This is a genomic window from Thermus igniterrae ATCC 700962 (assembly GCF_000376265.1).
Lineage (GTDB): Bacteria > Deinococcota > Deinococci > Deinococcales > Thermaceae > Thermus > Thermus igniterrae.
Genome location: NZ_AQWU01000068.1, coordinates 42,679 through 57,977, shown reverse-complemented (window position 1 = coordinate 57,977; position 15,299 = coordinate 42,679). Strand labels below are relative to the sequence as shown.

At 70.3% G+C, this 15,299-nt stretch carries 16 protein-coding genes; 10 read left to right on the top strand and 6 right to left on the bottom strand.

Going from position 1 to position 15,299, the window contains the following annotated elements; genetic code table 11:
- The first annotated feature begins 4 nt into the window (after positions 1-4).
- Positions 5-658 (top strand): histidine phosphatase family protein, encoded by a 654-nt coding sequence (locus tag B128_RS0108955; protein WP_018111936.1) that lies wholly within the window; start codon positions 5-7, stop codon positions 656-658.
- A gap of 50 nt (positions 659-708) precedes the next feature.
- Positions 709-1,563: a GNAT family N-acetyltransferase gene (locus B128_RS0108950; protein ID WP_018111935.1), complete on the top strand. Its 855-nt coding sequence runs from the start codon at positions 709-711 to the stop codon at positions 1,561-1,563.
- Here B128_RS0108950 and B128_RS0108945 read toward each other — a convergent pair.
- A complete protein-coding gene (locus B128_RS0108945; RefSeq protein WP_018111934.1) occupies positions 1,533-2,414 on the bottom strand; it encodes a histone deacetylase family protein in 882 nt (293 codons plus the stop codon). The two genes, B128_RS0108950 and B128_RS0108945, sit on opposite strands and share 31 nt — an antisense overlap.
- Positions 2,415-2,450: 36 nt before the next feature.
- On the opposite strand from B128_RS0108945, the gene B128_RS0108940 reads away from it, so the two are divergent.
- On the top strand, positions 2,451-3,074 hold the full coding sequence (locus B128_RS0108940; protein WP_026175148.1) for a metallophosphoesterase: 624 nt from the start codon (positions 2,451-2,453) through the stop codon (positions 3,072-3,074).
- Here B128_RS0108940 and B128_RS0108935 read toward each other — a convergent pair.
- Positions 3,058-3,510: a tRNA (cytidine(34)-2'-O)-methyltransferase gene (locus tag B128_RS0108935; protein WP_018111932.1), complete on the bottom strand. Its 453-nt coding sequence runs from the start codon at positions 3,508-3,510 to the stop codon at positions 3,058-3,060. The two genes, B128_RS0108940 and B128_RS0108935, sit on opposite strands and share 17 nt — an antisense overlap.
- Positions 3,510-5,045 carry an ATP-binding protein gene (locus tag B128_RS0108930; protein WP_026175147.1) on the bottom strand — a complete coding sequence of 512 codons (1,536 nt, stop codon included), beginning with the start codon at positions 5,043-5,045 and terminating at the stop codon, positions 3,510-3,512. The genes B128_RS0108935 and B128_RS0108930 overlap by 1 nt, the downstream gene beginning before the upstream one ends.
- Before the next feature lie 213 nt (positions 5,046-5,258).
- Between B128_RS0108930 and B128_RS0108925 the strand changes: the two genes are divergently transcribed.
- Genes B128_RS0108925 through rlmN form a run of 6 tightly spaced genes read left to right on the top strand, consistent with a single transcriptional unit; the run spans position 5,259 to position 9,825 of the window.
- Positions 5,259-6,593, top strand: coding sequence for an ammonium transporter (locus B128_RS0108925; protein WP_018111930.1), 1,335 nt, complete (start codon positions 5,259-5,261; stop codon positions 6,591-6,593).
- The gene (locus tag B128_RS0108920) at positions 6,590-6,940 is read left to right on the top strand and encodes a P-II family nitrogen regulator (RefSeq protein ID WP_018111929.1); all 351 of its coding nucleotides are present in this window, start codon (positions 6,590-6,592) and stop codon (positions 6,938-6,940) included. Before B128_RS0108925 ends, B128_RS0108920 begins: the two co-directional genes overlap by 4 nt.
- Positions 6,941-6,944: 4 nt before the next feature.
- Entirely contained in the window at positions 6,945-7,847 is a 903-nt protein-coding gene (locus B128_RS0108915) for an HrcA family transcriptional regulator (RefSeq protein WP_018111928.1), read from the top strand.
- The gene (locus tag B128_RS0108910) at positions 7,837-8,508 is read left to right on the top strand and encodes a molybdenum cofactor biosynthesis protein (RefSeq protein ID WP_018111927.1); all 672 of its coding nucleotides are present in this window, start codon (positions 7,837-7,839) and stop codon (positions 8,506-8,508) included. Before B128_RS0108915 ends, B128_RS0108910 begins: the two co-directional genes overlap by 11 nt.
- On the top strand, positions 8,505-8,732 hold the full coding sequence (locus tag B128_RS0108905; protein WP_018111926.1) for a hypothetical protein: 228 nt from the start codon (positions 8,505-8,507) through the stop codon (positions 8,730-8,732). The genes B128_RS0108910 and B128_RS0108905 overlap by 4 nt, the downstream gene beginning before the upstream one ends.
- Before the next feature lie 7 nt (positions 8,733-8,739).
- Positions 8,740-9,825 (top strand): dual-specificity RNA methyltransferase RlmN, encoded by a 1,086-nt coding sequence (gene rlmN, locus B128_RS0108900; protein ID WP_018111925.1) that lies wholly within the window; start codon positions 8,740-8,742, stop codon positions 9,823-9,825.
- On the opposite strand, the gene B128_RS0108895 is transcribed toward rlmN, so the two are convergent.
- Positions 9,794-10,957: an acyl-CoA dehydrogenase family protein gene (locus B128_RS0108895; protein WP_018111924.1), complete on the bottom strand. Its 1,164-nt coding sequence runs from the start codon at positions 10,955-10,957 to the stop codon at positions 9,794-9,796. The genes rlmN and B128_RS0108895 overlap by 32 nt on opposite strands.
- 104 nt (positions 10,958-11,061) lie before the next feature.
- Here B128_RS0108895 and B128_RS0108890 point away from each other — a divergent pair, with 104 nt between their 5' ends.
- Positions 11,062-11,763: a Clp1/GlmU family protein gene (locus tag B128_RS0108890; RefSeq protein ID WP_018111923.1), complete on the top strand. Its 702-nt coding sequence runs from the start codon at positions 11,062-11,064 to the stop codon at positions 11,761-11,763.
- Here the strand turns inward: B128_RS0108890 and leuS are convergent.
- Both leuS and B128_RS0108880 read right to left on the bottom strand, forming a co-directional pair.
- Positions 11,741-14,377 (bottom strand): leucine--tRNA ligase, encoded by a 2,637-nt coding sequence (leuS, locus tag B128_RS0108885; RefSeq protein WP_018111922.1) that lies wholly within the window; start codon positions 14,375-14,377, stop codon positions 11,741-11,743. The two genes, B128_RS0108890 and leuS, sit on opposite strands and share 23 nt — an antisense overlap.
- Before the next feature lie 129 nt (positions 14,378-14,506).
- Entirely contained in the window at positions 14,507-15,289 is a 783-nt protein-coding gene (locus B128_RS0108880; protein ID WP_018111921.1) for a YhjD/YihY/BrkB family envelope integrity protein, read from the bottom strand.
- Positions 15,290-15,299: the final 10 nt, after the last annotated feature.

Below are 15,299 nucleotides of genomic sequence, written 5' to 3'. Positions count from 1 at the left end.
GGCCATGGGCCTCCTTGCCCACTTCCTCCGCGGGCCCCACCCCAAGACCACCCTCCTCCTCACCCGGGCGGGGCCGGTGGCGAACCCGGAGCACGTGCTCTACAGCCACCCAGGCCTGCCCCTGGCCGAGGAGGGGAGGCGGGCCCTCCTGGCCCTGGTGGGGCTGTTGCGGCGCTACCCCGTGGCCTGGGTGTACGCCGCAGACAGCCGGGCGGAGGCCGAGGCGGCCCGCCTTCTGGGAGAGGCCCTGGGGGTGCCCCACACCCTCCTCCCCGAGCTCAGGGAGCGGAGCTGGGGCCATTGGGAGGGCCTCCCCTTCCCCGAGGTCCAGGCCCGCTACCCCCAGGCGGTGAGGGCCTGGCTGGCGGACGAGGCGGGCTTCGCCCCCCCAGGGGGGGAGAGCGTGCGGGCGGCCTGGGAACGGGGGCGGGAGGCCCTGAGAGGGCTTCTGGCCCGGCACCGGGGGCAGGCCCTCCTCGTGGTGGGCAACTGCACCCTGAACCGCGCCGCCCTGAGCCTGGCCCTGCCCCTGCCCCCCGAGGAGGGGCTCAGGCTGGAGCAGGACTACGCCAAGCTCACCGTGCTGGACTTCTACGGGGAGGAAGGGGTGGTGAAGGCCATGAACCTCGAGGCCCCCCCTGAGGACATAGGTCCCTAACCCCAAGCCAAGGGCGGCTTTGGGCCAGGGCTTTGCGGTAGACTGAGGGCATGATCCGGCCCGTGGCCCGCCAAGACCTCCCGGGACTGGTGAGGCTCCTCCGCTGGATGGACGCCAGCCCAGAGCGGGGGGTCCTGGCCCCGGAGGCCCGGGACCCAGAGGGCCTGGCCGAGGAGCTGGAGGACGGCCTGGTCCTCCTCCGGGAGGGGGAGGTGGCGGGATACGTGGGCCTCTACCCCTTCTGGGACGGGGCGGCCCTGGAAGGCCCCCTGGCCTACGGGCGGGAGGACCTCTTCCCCCTCCTTCAGGCCGCGGAGGCCCGGGCTTCCGAGCTCCTTTTGGAAAGACTCTACGCCTTTCCCCGGGAGGAGAACCGCACGCTACGGGAGGTCCTGGAGGAGGCGGGCTACGACCTTTTGCACCTCACCTACTTCTTCGTGAAAAACCCTGGGGGGCTGGACTACCCGCCCCCCCAGGGGGTCGTCATCCGCAGGGGCTTCCCCGGCCCTGGGGTGTACCGCGAGCTTTACCGGGAGAGCGAGGAGGGCTGGGCCCTGCGCCTCAAGTGGACGGACGAGGAGCTATTGGAGCATTTCCACGACCCTCAGGTCCACCTCCTGGTGGCCTACCGGGGGGACCGGCCCGTGGGCATGGCGGAGGTGGAGCTAGAGGACAAAGAGGCCAGCGTGGCCTACATCGGGGTCATCCCCGAGGCCCGGGGCCAGGGCATCGGGCGCTCCCTGCTCTCCGAGGCCGCGCGGCTGGCGCAGAAGAAGGGGGCCTCCCTCCTGCGGGTCCGGGCCCACGACCACGAGAAGGGGGCCCTGGAGCTCTACCGGGGGCTGGGGTTCAGCCTCGAGGAGGCGGTGGCCACCTACGCCAAGGAGCTCAGGGCCAGGCGGTAGGTCTCCGCGTGGGCGGCCACGGTAAGCCGGGGGTCGCGGTTGTACCCCCCGCCCATGACCACCACCAGCGGGGCCCCCAGCCTCCGCACCCAGCGGAAGACGGCGCGGTCCCGCTGCCGCACCCCCTCGAGGCTCAGGGCCAGGCGGCCAAAGCGGTCCCCCCGGAGGACGTCCACCCCGGCGTTGTAGAAGACCAAGGCCGGCCGGAAGGCCTGGGCCCTTTCCAGGGCCTCCTCCAGGGCCCGGAGGTAAAGGGTGTCCTCGGTACCGTCGGGAAGGCCCACGTCCAGGTCGCTTTGCTCCTTCTTCAGGGGGTAGTTCCGCTCCCCGTGCAGGGAAAGGGTGAAGACGCTGGGGTCATTCTGGAAGAAGACCGCGGTGCCGTTCCCCTGGTGGGCGTCCAGGTCCACCACCAGAACCCGCCCGACAAAGCCCCGGGCCCGCAGCCAGGCCACGGCCACGGCCACGTCGTTGAAGAGGCTGTACCCCTCGGCGCGGTCGGGGAAGGCGTGGTGGGTGCCCCCGGCTAGATTGAGGCCCAGGCCCAAGGTGAGGGCGTCCTCCGCCGCGGCCACAGTCCCTCCCGCCGCGTGCAGGGCCCGCCGCAGGAGCCCGGGGCTGAAGGGCAGGCCCAGCCGCAAAACCTCCTGGCGCGAAAGCCCTTCCCCAAAGAGCCTTTCCAGGTAAACGGGGTCGTGGGCCATGAAGAGGGCTTCCCGGGGCACCTCCGGGGCGGGGAGGATGGGGAGAAGCCCCTTTAGGGCCTCCGCCACCCCCCCGTACTTGTAGAGGGGAAAGGGGTGGCCCTCGGGCAGGTCAAAGGCCAGGTGCGCCGTGGTGTAGGCCCGCACGCCTCCATCATGCCGCCTTTTGGCAGAATAAGGGTGTTGCGCCTCCTCCTCCTTGCCGACCAGGTCCACCCCCACATCCACTCCCAGCGCTTCCCGGGGAACCTGCCCCCCTTTGACCTGGTGCTGGCCGCGGGGGACCTGCCCGGGGAGTACCTGGAGTACGTGGCCAGCAAGGTGGAAGTGCCGGTCCTCTTCGTCCCCGGGAACCACGGGGAGGAGTGGGTGTGGGAGGAAGGGCAAAGGCGGCGGCCCGGGGGCGTGGTGAACCTCCACGGCCGGCTTTTCCGCTACGGGGGGAGGCTCTTCTACGGCATCGGGGGGGTGCCCCGCTACCGGGAGGGGGAGGGGCAGCTTTTGGAGGCTGAGCTTTACCGCCTGGCCCTGAAACCCCTTCCCCTCCTCTTCCCCAGGCGGCTCCTCCTGGGCCACGGGCTGGACGTCCTCCTCACCCACGCCCCGCCCCCAGGGCCCACCGCCGGACGGGACTTCGCCCACCGGGGAAGCCCGGCCCTGGGGCTTTTCCACCGCCTCTTCCGCCCCCGGCTCCACGTGCACGGCCACACCCCCCTCCTGGGTGCCCACCCCCAGCGGCGCCACCGCACCCCCTGGGGGGTGGAGGTGGTGCACGCCCAGGGCTATGCCCTCACGGAGCTTCCTTAAGCTGGCGGTAGGCCTCGTAGGCCGCCACCCCCAGGGCCACGGCCAGGTTCAGGGAACGCACGGGCCCCGGCATGGGGATGCGCAGGCCGGGGAAAAGGGCCAGGACCTCCGGGGGAAGCCCCCGGGTCTCGGGGCCGAAAAGGAGGTAGTCCCCCTCCTGGAAGCGGGCCTGGTAGAGGCTGGTCCCGGCCCGGGCGCTGAAGGCCCACACCCGGGCCCCCGGGGGAAGGCCTTCCAGGAAGGCGGCGAAGGTGTCGTGGACCCTGAGGTCCACGTGGGGCCAGTAGTCCAGCCCCGCCCGCCTGAGCCGCCGGTCCCCCAGGCGGAAACCCAGGGGTCGGATGAGGTGGAGGGGGAAGCCCAAGGCGGCGGCGGTGCGGGCGGCGTTCCCGGTGTTCTCGGGGATCTCCGGCTGGTAAAGGACCAGGTGGACCACTAGGCCCTCCGGTAGCGGGTGGCCGCCCCCCGGCCCAGACGCACCACCCGCCCCTCCCGCAGGAGGCGGTTGAGGAGGGCCAGGGCCTGGCGGGAGGAAAGCCCCAGGAGGCCCTCCACCTCCCGGCGGGACCGCGGCACCTGGAGAAACCCCAGCACCCCCTCGGCCAGGGGGTCGCGCCGGAGGAGGTGGTAGCGGCCCCGCTCCCGGCGCAACAGGCCCATGCGCTCCATGCGGGAAAGCACGCGGCGGGCAGCCTCCTCGGGGAGCTGCAGGGCCCGGGCCAGCTCCTCCAAGGAGGCCTCCCCCACCCGGCGGAGGTGGGCCACGGCGATGAGGTGGTCCAGGCTAAAGGCCCCCAGGCGCTCCTGGGCCTCCGCCAGCTCCCGCACGAAGGCCTCGTCCAGCTCGGGGTTGTAGAGGATGAGGGTGAGGGCATCGGGGTAGAGGCGGTACTCCGGGGGCTCCTTGCCGTACTTGAGGAGGAGGCGGTACATCTTGTCCACCCCACTGCCCGCCCGCTCCACGTAGCCCAGGCGGTAGAGGGCCTCCGCCAGCCGGGGGTTGCGCCGCTTGGGGGGATGGCGGAGCACGTTCTCCGGGGTGATGCCCGGGGGGAAGCCCCCGGGGTTGGAGATCTCCAGACGGTCCGGGTGGTGGTGCACCTGGATGGCGTCGGGGCTGGCCCAGTCCCGGTGGACCAGGGCGTTGAGCAGGGCCTCGCGGTAGACCTCGGCGTCAAAATCCCAGACCTCGATGCGGAAAAGCCCCACGGTGAGGTAGCGCACCCGGTTGCGGGCCTGGATCAGGTCCCTAAGCCGTTCCAGGAGGGCGGGGATGGGGCGCAGGAGGTCCTCGCGGAAGCTGTAGCCCTCCGCCCCCTCGTGGAAATAGTAGCTCACCTCCGCCTGGGGCAGGAGGCGCCGCAGGGCCAGGGGGGTGCCCGCCAGCAGAAGCCCCGCCACCGTGGGCCTTTCCTCCCCCTCCACCCGCTCCAGGAGGCCCAGGGCGAAGAGGAGCTCCAGGTCGGGCAGGGCAGCCAGGTTGCTCCCCCGCTCCTCCAGGATGCGCCTAAGGCGCAGGACCTCCAGGGGGTCCAGGTCAGAGAGGCTGGCCGCCGGCAGGACCTGGGCGGTGAGGTCGGGCTCGGGCCGGGCCTCCCCCACCTTGAGCTCGGTGAGGCGTTTCCCGTCCCAGAAGGGCACCCGCCCCGGCCCCAAGGCGATGGCCGCGGGGCTTTGGGGCACGTGCAGGAGGAGCACCTTCCCCTCAGGGCCCTCCACGGTCTCCACGTAGGGCAGGAGGAGGCCCTGGGTGAGCTGGAAGAGGGCGTGGGTGATCTGCAGGGGGTGGATCTCCGCCGCCCCCAGCACCTTCCCCTCGGGGCTCACCCCCAGGAAGAGGGTGCCCCCGCGGTGGTTGGCCAGGCCCACGGCGTGCCGGGCCAGCTCCTCCGGGGAGAGGTCTGGGGGCAGGAAGAGGGTGCGTTCGTCCTGCCCGGCGGAAAGGCGTGCCTTCACTTCCTGCCACGTCACGGGCACCAGTTTACGGAAGCGGGGGTTGGGCACAGGAAAGCAACATTTGCAGATCGTCAAGACTTTTGCTGACATAAAGCAAGCTAACTCCTGACATTAAGCAGACAAATTGGCCATTTACTTGCGGCAAGTAAGGCTATTAATGGCAAGTTGACAAGTAAACTCTTGACATCTTGCACAGGCGGTTCTACCCTGGACGCCAAGGAGGTGGGTATGCGGCAGCTAAGAACCCTTAAAGGCATCGCGGCAGTGGGACTATCGGGGCTGGCCCTGGCGGAGGGGGTAGAGGGGGCGGCCACGGCCTGGATCCTGGTGTCCACGGCCCTGGTCTTCCTGATGACCCCGGCCTTGGCCTTCTTCTACGGGGGGCTGGTGCGCTCCAAGAACGCCCTGAACACCATGATGATGAGCTTCGCCGCCCTGGGCTTCGTGGGGGTGGGCTGGGCCCTCCTGGGCTACAGCCTGGCCTTCGCCGAGGGGAGCGCCTGGATCGGCGGCCTGGCCCACGCCTTCTTGCAGGGGGTGGGCCTCGAGGCCAAGGGCGCCATCCCCCACCTGCTCTTCATGGCCTTCCAGGGCACCTTCGCCATCATCACCGCCGCCCTGCTCACGGGGGCCCTGGTGGAGCGCATGCGCTTCCCCGCCCTGCTCCTCTTCCTCACCCTCTGGGGGCTTCTGGTCTACGCCCCCATCGCCCACTGGGTCTGGGGCGGGGGCTTTCTGGGCCAGCTGGGGGCCCTGGACTTCGCCGGGGGCACGGTGGTGCACATCAACGCCGGGGTGGCGGCCCTGGTGGGAGCCCTGGTCCTGGGGGCCAGGAAGGACTACGGCCGCCAGGCCATCCTGCCCCACAACGTCCCCTTCGTCCTCCTGGGGGCGGCCCTCCTCTGGTTCGGCTGGTTCGGCTTCAACGGGGGTAGCGCCCTGGCCGCAGGGGAAGGGGCGGCCCTGGCCTTCGTGAACACCCTCCTGGCCCCGGCGGCCACCCTGGTGGTCTGGAGCCTCCTGGACCTCCTGCGCACGGGCAAGGCCACGGCGGTGGGCCTGGCCACCGCCATCATCGTGGGCCTGGTGGCCATCACCCCGGCGGCGGGCTTCGTCTCCCCCGTCTCCGCCCTGGTCCTGGGGGCGGTGAGCGCCTTCCCCAGCTACTTCTTCCTCCTTTACCGGCCCCGGACCCGCCTGGACGACAGCCTGGACGTCTTCGGCGCCCACGGCATCGCGGGGATCACCGGGGCCCTCCTCACCGGCCTCCTGGCGGAGGAGGCCTGGGGCGGGGCCAAGGGCCTCCTCTTCGGCAACCCCGCCCAGCTGGGGGTGCAGGCCCTGGCGGTGGCCGTGGCCATGGCCTACTCCGCCCTGGGCACCTTTGTCCTCCTGAAGCTGGTGGGCCTCCTCACCCCCTTGCGGGCGGCGGCCAAGGAGGAGGCCACGGGGCTGGACATCACCCAGCACGGGGAGGAGGCCTACGCCAGCGGCGAGGGGGCCATCCTGGTCCTCTCCGAGAGCACCCCGCCCGCCCTTAAGCCCCTGGGAGGTAAGGCATGAAGCTCATCGTGGCCATCATCCGCCCGGAGAAGCTGAACGAGGTGCTGGAGTCCCTCTTCAAGGCCGAGGTGCGGGGGCTTTCCATCAGCCGGGTCCAGGGGCACGGGGGGGAGACGGAGAAGGTGGAGACCTACCGGGGCACCACGGTGAAGATGGAGCTCCACGAGAAGGTGCGCCTGGAGATCGGGGTCTCCGAGCCCTTCGTCAAGCCCACGGTGGAGGCCATCCTCAAGGCGGCCCGCACCGGGGAGGTGGGGGACGGGAAGGTGTTCGTCATCCCCGTGGAGAAGGTCTACCGCATCCGCACCGGGGAGGAGGACGAGGCCGCGGTCACCCCGGTACAATGAGGGTGTGACGGCCAGGCAGCGGGCCATCCTCCACCGGGTCGTAGAGGAGTACATCCGCACCAAAGCCCCCGTGCCCTCGGCCAGGCTGGCCGAGGGCCTGGGGCTTTCCCCGGCCCTCTGCCGCTACGAGCTCATCGCCCTGGAGGAGATGGGCTACCTCAGCAAGCCCCACGCCTCCGCCGGGCGGGTGCCCACCCGGCAGGGCTACCGCCAGTACTCCCTCTCCCTCCTCCCCCCCAAGCCCCTGCCCGAGTCCACCCGGGAGCGGCTGGAGCGGGCCCTGGAGGGGGCTAGGGAGCCCGAAGCCTTTTTGGTGAAGATGGCCGTGGGCCTTTCCGGCTACCCCGCCCTCCTGCGCCTCAGGCCCCGGAAAACCCCCCGGGTGCTCCAGGTCCACCTCTCCCCCCTGGAGGGGGGTATCCTGGCGGTCTTCGTCCTGGAGGGAGGGCGGGTGAAGGAGGCGCGGCTACCCCTCAGCCTTCCCCCCGAGCGGCTCCGCCAGGCGGAGGAGGCCCTCTCGGGCCCCCTCGAGGCCCTTCCCCCGGCCCCCAGGGGCCTCGAGGACCTCTTTGCCCACCTGGCCCGGGCCCTGGCCGCCGGCCTCTCCCTCACCTACCGCGAGGGTCTGGCCGAGGCCCTCAAGGAGCCCGAGGCCAAGGACCCAGGCTTCCTGGAACGCCTGGTGGGGGTCTACGAGTCCGGCCGGGAGGAGGTCCTCACCCCCCCGGGCCGGGTGGACGTGCGGGTGGGGGAGGTGGAGGGGCTGGCGCAGGTGCAGGCGGGCTTCCAGCGGGGGGAGTGGCTGGGGGAGATCGTCCTCCTGGGCCCCATGCGCATGCGCTACGCCGAGGCCCTCTCCGTGGTCCTGGGCCTCTCCCGGGTCTATACTGGGCAACATGCGGGTTGAGGTGCGGCTTTTTGCCCTCTACCGGGAAAGGGCCGGCCAGGAGCGGCTTTCCCTGGAGCTCCCCGAAGGAGCCCGGGTACGGGAGGCCAAGGAGGCCCTGGAGGGCCTCTTTCCCGGTTTGCGCCTGGAAGGGGGCATGGCGGCGGTGAACCAGGCCCTGGCGGGGGCGGACACCCCCCTGAGGGAGGGGGACGAGGTGGCCTTCCTGCCCCCCGTCTCCGGGGGACAGGACTCCTACGGCCTCACGGAGGGGCCTTTGGACCTCGAGGCCCTGGTGGCCTGGGCCACCGCCCCCGAGTACGGGGCGGTGGTGAGCTTCCTGGGCACCACCCGCAGCCCCAACCGCGGGGAGGAGGTGGCCTTTTTGGAGTACGAGGCCTACCCGGAGATGGCGGAAAAGGTTATGGCGCAAATCCTGGAGGAAATGCGCCAGCGCTGGCCCCTGGGCCGCATCGCCCTCTGGCACCGCCTGGGCCGGGTGGACCCCGGGGAGGCCTCCATCGCCATCGTGGTCTCCGCCCGGCACCGCAAGGAGGCCTTCGCCGCCTGTCAGTACGCCATTGACCGGGTGAAGCAGATCCTCCCCGTGTGGAAGAAGGAGTACCGCAGGGACGGGAGCTTCTGGGTGGAGGGCTTCAGCCCGGAGGAGCACCGGCTTTGACCTCCTTCACCGTCATCGCCGGCCTTCTCCTCCTCTTCCTCTTCGCCCTGCCCCTCCTCCTGGGCTTCCTCTCGGGAAGGGCCTACCGCCAGGGCCGGGGCCGGGTGGCCCTGGGGCTTTTCCTCTTCGGGGGCTTCGTGGGGCTTTGGGCAAGGCCGAGGCCCCTGGGCCTCCTCCTCCTCCTCCTGGGGCTCCTTTGGGGGTATGGGCGCCGGCGGCTATAATGGGGGGATGACCGGCGAGGCCCTGGCCCAAGGGCAGAGCACCACCCGGCCCATCCTGGAGCTTTTCCCCGAGGAGCTTCCCGGGGAGGGGTACCGCAAGGCGCAGATCGCCCACTGGCTCTACGCCCGGGGGGCCCTGGACTTCGCCGAGATGACCGACCTGCCCAAGGCCCTGCGGGAGGCCCTGGCCCGGGAGTGGCGCATCTCGGAGTTCGCCCTGGTGGAGGCCTACCCCAGCCAGGACGGGAGCGTCAAGTACCTCTTTACCCTCCTGGACGGGAAGAAGACCGAGGCCGTCTACATGCCCTACCAGAACCGCAAGACCGTCTGCCTCTCCAGCATGGTGGGCTGCCCCGCGGGGTGCACCTTCTGCGCCACCGGGGCCTTGGGCTTTGGCCGCAACCTCACCGCGGGGGAAATCCTGGCCCAGCTCCTGGCCATCGCCCACCACCAGGGCATCTCCCCGCGGGAGATCCGCAACGTGGTCCTCATGGGCATGGGGGAGCCCCTCCTCAACCTGGGGAACGTCCTAAAAGCCGTGCGCCTCATGCTCCACCCCAAGGCCCTGGCCATGAGCCCGCGGCGCATCACCCTTTCCACCGTGGGCATCCCCCGGGGAATCTACCGCCTGGCGGAGGAGGACCTGGGGGTGCGCCTGGCCCTCTCCCTCCACGCCCCCGACGACGAGACCCGCCGGCGGATCATCCCCACCGCCCACCGCTACCCCATAGCGGAGATCCTCGAGGCCGTGCGCCACTACTACGCCAAGACCAAGCGGCGGGTGACCTTTGAGTACACCCTCCTAAAAGGGGTGAACGACCACCCCTGGCAGGCCCGGCTCCTGGCCAAGCTCCTGAGGGGCATAAGCGCCCACGTGAACCTCATCCCCTTCAACCCCTGGGAGGGGGCGAGGGTGGCGGGCACGCCCAAGGCGGGCATCCTGGCCTTTGCGGAGGAGCTTAAGCGCCTGGGGGTGCCCACCTCCATCCGCTTCAGCCGGGGGCAGGACGTGGGGGCGGCCTGCGGCCAGCTGGCCCTCAAGGCCCCCCCCATCCTCACCCTCACGCCGACTCCAGAAGACGGCGGGCGATGATGAGCTTGAGGATCTCGCTGGTCCCCTCCCCGATGCGGGTGAGGCGGGCATCCCGCCAGTAGCGCTCCACGGGGTAGTCCTTCACGTAGCCGTAGCCCCCAAGGACCTGGATGGCCTCGTCACAGGCCTTGACCGCCACCTCGCTGGCGAAGAGCTTGGCCTGGGCGGCCTCGAGGGCATAGGGGCGGCCCGCATCCCTAAGCTCCGCCGCCTTCAGGTAAAGAAGCCGCGCCGCCTCCAGCTCCGTGGCCGCCTCCGCCAGCTTGAAGGAGACCCCCTGGTACTCGGCGATGGGCCGGCCGAAGGCCTCCCGCCCCTTGGCGTAGGTAAGGGCGAAGTCCAGGGCCGCCCGGCCCAGCCCCACGGCCATGGCGGCGATGCCGATCCGCCCCCCATCCAGCACCCGGAGCACGTCGTAAAAGCCCTTCCCCCGCTCCCCCAAAAGCGCCTCCGCGGGCACGAAGAGGTCCTCCAGGAGGAGCTGGGCGGTGTCGGAGGCGTTGAGGCCCAGCTTCTCCTCCTTCCTGCCCACCTTAAGCCCGCGCTCGGGGCGGAAAAAGGCGAAGGCGGAGATCCCCAGGTGCTTGCGCTCGGGGCCCGGGGGAGGGTCGGTGCGGGCCACCACCACGTAGACCCCGGCCACGCTCCCCTGGGTGATGAACTGCTTGGTGCCGTTGAGGCGGAAGCCCCCGGGGACCTCCTCGGCCTTGGTCTTGAGGGCGGCGGCGTCGGAGCCCGAGCCCGGCTCCGTAAGCCCCCAGGCCCCCAGAGCCTCCCCCGAGGCCAGCTTGGGCAGGAAGGCCTCCTTCTGGGCCTCACTCCCCGCCAGCAGGATGTGCCCCGTGGCCAGGGAGTTGTGGCTGGCCACGGTGAGGGCCAAAGCACCATCGTAGTAGGCGATCTCCTCCACCATGCGGGCAAAAAGCCGGGTGGAAAGCCCTGCCCCCCCATAGGCCTCGGGCACCGTGGCCCCGAAGACGCCGAACTGGGCCAGCTTCCGCACCAGCCCCCAGGGGAAAGCCCCCGTCCGGTCCCGCTCCGCCGCCCCCGGGGCCACCTCCGCCTTCAGAAACTCCCGCAGGGGCCCAAGCACCGCCCGCTCCTCCTGGTTCTCCTCAAACCAAAGGGCCATGGTGGGTTAAGTATAACACTTTCCTGCCCATAAGTAAAAATGCGTTATATCACAGAGCGAGGCCCCGTAGCAGGGGGCCTGGCCCCGGCCGTAAAGTCAGGAGGATGCTCCTCCTGGCCGGCCCTACGGACGTGGGCAAGACCACCCTGGCCCTCCGCCTCCTGGAGAAGGTGGGGGAAGGCTACCTTCTGGACCTGGACCCGGGGCAGGGGGCCCTGCCGGGGGCCTTCACCCTCTTCCACTACCGGCGGGGGGTCCTCACCCCCCTGCGCCGCTACCTCCTGGGGGCCCTCTCCCCCGCCGGGGTGGAGGCGCGGGCGGTGGTGGGGGCCCTGCGCTTAGCCCGCCTCATCCCCCCGGGAAGCCCTACCGTGGCCGATACCGACGGCTACCTGGACCCCGGCTTCCGCCTCCTGCAGGTGGAGGCCTTAGCCCCCACGGAGGTCCTCCTCCTGGGGGCAGAGGCCCTTCACCGGGCCCTGGCCTGGCGGCAGGACCTAAGGGTGCGCCTGGCCCCACCCCTTCCCGGGGCGCGGCGCAAGCGGGCCGCCGAGCGGCGCCAGAACCGCCTGGAAAGGCTTCTGGCCCACCTGCAGGAGGCTAGGCCCCGGGCCCTACCCCTGGAGGAAGGGGGGGCGGCGGAGGGGCTTTACGGCCTCCTGGACGGGGAGGGGTTTTTCCTGGGCTACGGCCGCCTTCTGGCCTGGGAAGCCGGGGAAGGACTCTTCCTCACCCCGGTGCGGGGGGAGGTGGCCAGGGTGGTGCCCACCCGGCTCCGCCTCCCTACCCCCGCACTACCAGGTTGAGGATTTTGCCGGGCACGTAGATTTCCTTGAGGACCTCCTTGCCCTCCAGATGGGCCTGGACGTTGCGCACCTTCTTGGCCTCCGCCAGGGCCACCTCCAGGGGGGCGTCCTTGGGGATGCGGATGGTGCCCCGCACCCGGCCGTTCACCTGGACCGCCACCTCCACCACATCCTCCTCCAGGGCCTTCTCGTCCAGCTCAGGCCAGCCCGCCTCAAAGAGGCTGTCGGGCCAGAACCAGTGCCAAAGCTCCTCGGCGATGTGGGGGGCGAAGGGGAAGAGCATCTGCAGGTAGTAGCGGAGGGCGGTGCGGTACACCGGGGTGACGGATCTTTCCTTGCGGTAGTCGTAGAGGGCGTTCAGGAACTCCATGAGGGCGGCGATGGCGGTGTTGAAGCGCAGGGCCTCGAGGTCCTCCGTCACCTTCTTCAAGGTGGCGTGGAGCTTGCGGTAAAGGGCCAGGTCCGCCCCCTCCAGGGCCTCCGCCTGGAACCGCCCCGAGGTGGCGGCCAGGGCCTCCCGGTCCTCGGCCACCCGGCGCCACACCCGGTTGAGGAAGCGCCAGGCCCCCTGCACCCCCTCCTCAGTCCAGACCATCTCGTTTTCCGGGGGGGCGGCGAAGAGGATGGTGATGCGGGCGATGTCCGCCCCCTCCTCCTTCACGAAGGGCCCCACCATGACCCCGTTGCCCTTGGACTTGCTCATGACCGCGGGCTTCCAGAGGTGGAGGGTGCCGTCGGGGTGGGGCCTGAGCTCGGCCCCCATCTTCTTGAGGGCCTCCAGGGAAAGCTCCCGCTCGGAAATCTCCAGCTGGATGCGGGTGGGCTCGGGCAGGCGCACCACCTCCCCCTCCACCTCCACGGGGCCGAAGTCCGTCCAGGCCATGACCATGCCCTGGGTGAAGAGGCCCCTAAAGGGCTCCTCCACCTCCACCATCCCCAGGTCGTGGAGGAACTTGGTGAAGAAGCGGCTGTAGAGGAGGTGCAAGACCGCGTGCTCCACCCCGCCGATGTACTGGTCCACGGGCATCCAGAAGGCGGCCTTCTCCGGGGCAAAGGGCAGGGCCTCGTTCTTGGGGTCGGTGTAGCGCAGGTAGTACCAGCTGGAGTCAAAGAAGGTGTCCATGGTGTCGGTGTCCCGCCGGGCGGGGCCACCGCACCTGGGGCAGTTGGTCTCGTAAAACTCGGGGTGGGCCTCCAGGGGGCTTTTCCCCTTGGGGCGGATGTCCTCCACGTCCTTCAGGTCGGGGAGGAGGACGGGCAGGTCCTCGTAGGGCACGGGCACCACCCCGCAGGCCGGGCAGTGGACCATGGGGATGGGGGTGCCCCAGTAGCGCTGGCGGCTGATGAGCCAGTCCCGCAAGCGGTAGGTGATGCGCGCCCTACCCAGGCCCCGCTCCTCCAGCCAGGCGATGACCTTGCGCTTCCCCTCCTCGCTGGGGGTGCCGTCAAAGGGGCCGGAGTTCACCATGACCCCCGGGGCCTCGTAGGCGGCCTCCAAGGGCTCGGGCAGGGGGTCGCCGGGGCGCTCAATGACCTTGCGGATGGGCAGGCCGAACTTCTTGGCGAACTCAAAGTCCCGCTGGTCGTGCCCGGGCACCCCCATGATGGCCCCGGTGCCGTAGCCATAGAGCACGTAGTCGGCGGTCCAGATGGGGATGCGCTCCCCGGTGGCCGGGTTCAGGGCGTAGGCCCCCAGGAAGACCCCGGTCTTCTCCCGGCCCTCCGCCTGGCGCTCAATCTCCGTCTTGCGCTTGGCGGCCTCCACGTAGGCCAAGACCTCCTCCCGGCGCTCGGGGGCCGCCAGGGCCAGGGTGAGGGGGTGCTCCGGGGCCAGGACCATGAAGGTGGCCCCGAAGAGGGTGTCGGGGCGGGTGGTGAAGACGGCGATGCGCTCCTCCCTTCCCTCCAGGGGGAAGTGGATCTCCGCCCCCTCGGAGCGCCCAATCCAGGCCCGTTGCATGGCCTTCACCTTCTCGGGCCAGTCCAGGCCCTCGAGGTCCTCCAGGAGGCGGTCGGCGTAGGCGGTGATGCGCAGGTACCACTGCTCCAGCTCCCGCTTCTCCACCGGGGTGTCCTCGTGCCGCCAGCACCGGCCCTCCACCACCTGCTCGTTGGCCAGCACCGTCTGGCACTTGGGGCACCAGTTGACCAGGCCCCGCGCCCGGTAGGCCAGGCCCTTTTCCCACATCTTCAGGAAGATCCACTGGTTGAAGCGGTAGTAGTCGGGCTCGCAGGTGGTCACCTCCCGGTCCCAGTCGTAGAGGATGCCCATGAGCTCCAGGCTCTCCTTGGCCTGGCGGATGTTCTGGTAGGTCCAGTCCCGGGGGTGGAGGCCGAACTTGAGGGCGGCGTTTTCCGCGGGCAGGCCGAAGGCGTCCCAGCCCATGGGGTGGAGGACCTGGTAGCCCTGGACGCGGCGGAAGCGGGCCAGGACGTCCCCCATGGTGTAGTTCTTCAGGTGGCCCATGTGCAGGTCCCCCGAGGGGTAGGGGAACATGACCAGCACGTACTGCTTCCCCTTCTTCCCGGGGACCTCCTGGGCCCGCATGAAGCCCTTCTCCTTCCAGAAGCGTTGCCACTTAGGCTCTATGGCGTGGGGGTTGTACTTTTCCATTCCCGTCCTCCCCAAAAAAGCCCCTTCCCCGAGGGGAAGGGACGGCCAGGCCCCTCCCCGCCTCAGGGGTTTAGCCTGGCCCGGCGCATAAGCCTATCCTACCCCCTTGGGCACCCGGGCGGAAAGGCGTCATTCCTGCAACACCCGGGCCACCACTGCCCCCAGGAGGAGGGCCCAGAGGACCAGGTATAGCCCCAGAAGGACCAGGACGAAGCCCGCCAGGGGGCCATAGAGGAGCTCGTACTGGGAGCGGGGCAGAAGCCTGGGAAGCCCCAAGCGCACCCCCTCAAAGAGGAGGGTGGCCACCCCCGCCCCGGCGCTCAAGGGGAGGAGGGCGCGAAACCGGCCCAGGCCCCCGAAGAAGGCGTAGGTGAGGAGGAAGAGGGAAAAGGCGGCGAAAAGGGGGAGGAAAAACTCCAAGGGGGAGAGGAGGCCTCGCCACTCGGAGGGAAGGAAGCGGAGGAAAAACCCCAGCCCCAGGCCCAAAAGGGCCAGCAGGATGAGCCCCAGGCCCAGGAGAAAGGGCATCAGGAGGCCAAAGAGCCGGTGGCGAAGCCCGGGGGGCCGGCCGAAGATGAGGCCCAGGGCATAGCTCAGGGCGGCGAAGAAGTTGCTCCCTGACCACAGGAGGAGAAGGCCGCTGGCCAGGGTAAGGGGAAAGGCGGAGCGGGTGAGGAAGCGGAGGAGGTCCTCCGCCAGCTCGGGCCGGGCGGGAAAAAGGGACTGGGTGAGGGCCGCCACCCCTTCCAGGAACTCCCCCTGCAGGGCGCCGTTGCCCGCAAGGAGGAGGCCGAAAACCCCCACCAGGAGGAAGAGGAGGGGCATGAGGGAGAGGAGGGCGTAGTAGGCCAAGGCGGCGGCGAAGAAGGGCACGTGGGCCTGGGCGTAGAGGCCAAGGAGCCGCCTAAGCAAGCGCTGCCCC

Coding starts and splice junctions, on each gene's coding strand:
- B128_RS0108955 (WP_018111936.1), top strand. CDS start 5: ATGGGCCTCCTTGCCCACTTCCTCCGCGGGCCCCACCCCAAGACCACC.
- B128_RS0108950 (WP_018111935.1), top strand. CDS start 709: ATGATCCGGCCCGTGGCCCGCCAAGACCTCCCGGGACTGGTGAGGCTC.
- B128_RS0108925 (WP_018111930.1), top strand. CDS start 5,259: ATGCGGCAGCTAAGAACCCTTAAAGGCATCGCGGCAGTGGGACTATCG.
- B128_RS0108920 (WP_018111929.1), top strand. CDS start 6,590: ATGAAGCTCATCGTGGCCATCATCCGCCCGGAGAAGCTGAACGAGGTG.
- B128_RS0108910 (WP_018111927.1), top strand. CDS start 7,837: ATGCGGGTTGAGGTGCGGCTTTTTGCCCTCTACCGGGAAAGGGCCGGC.
- rlmN (WP_018111925.1), top strand. CDS start 8,740: ATGACCGGCGAGGCCCTGGCCCAAGGGCAGAGCACCACCCGGCCCATC.
- B128_RS0108895 (WP_018111924.1), bottom strand. CDS start 10,957: ATGGCCCTTTGGTTTGAGGAGAACCAGGAGGAGCGGGCGGTGCTTGGG.
- B128_RS0108890 (WP_018111923.1), top strand. CDS start 11,062: ATGCTCCTCCTGGCCGGCCCTACGGACGTGGGCAAGACCACCCTGGCC.
- leuS (WP_018111922.1), bottom strand. CDS start 14,377: ATGGAAAAGTACAACCCCCACGCCATAGAGCCTAAGTGGCAACGCTTC.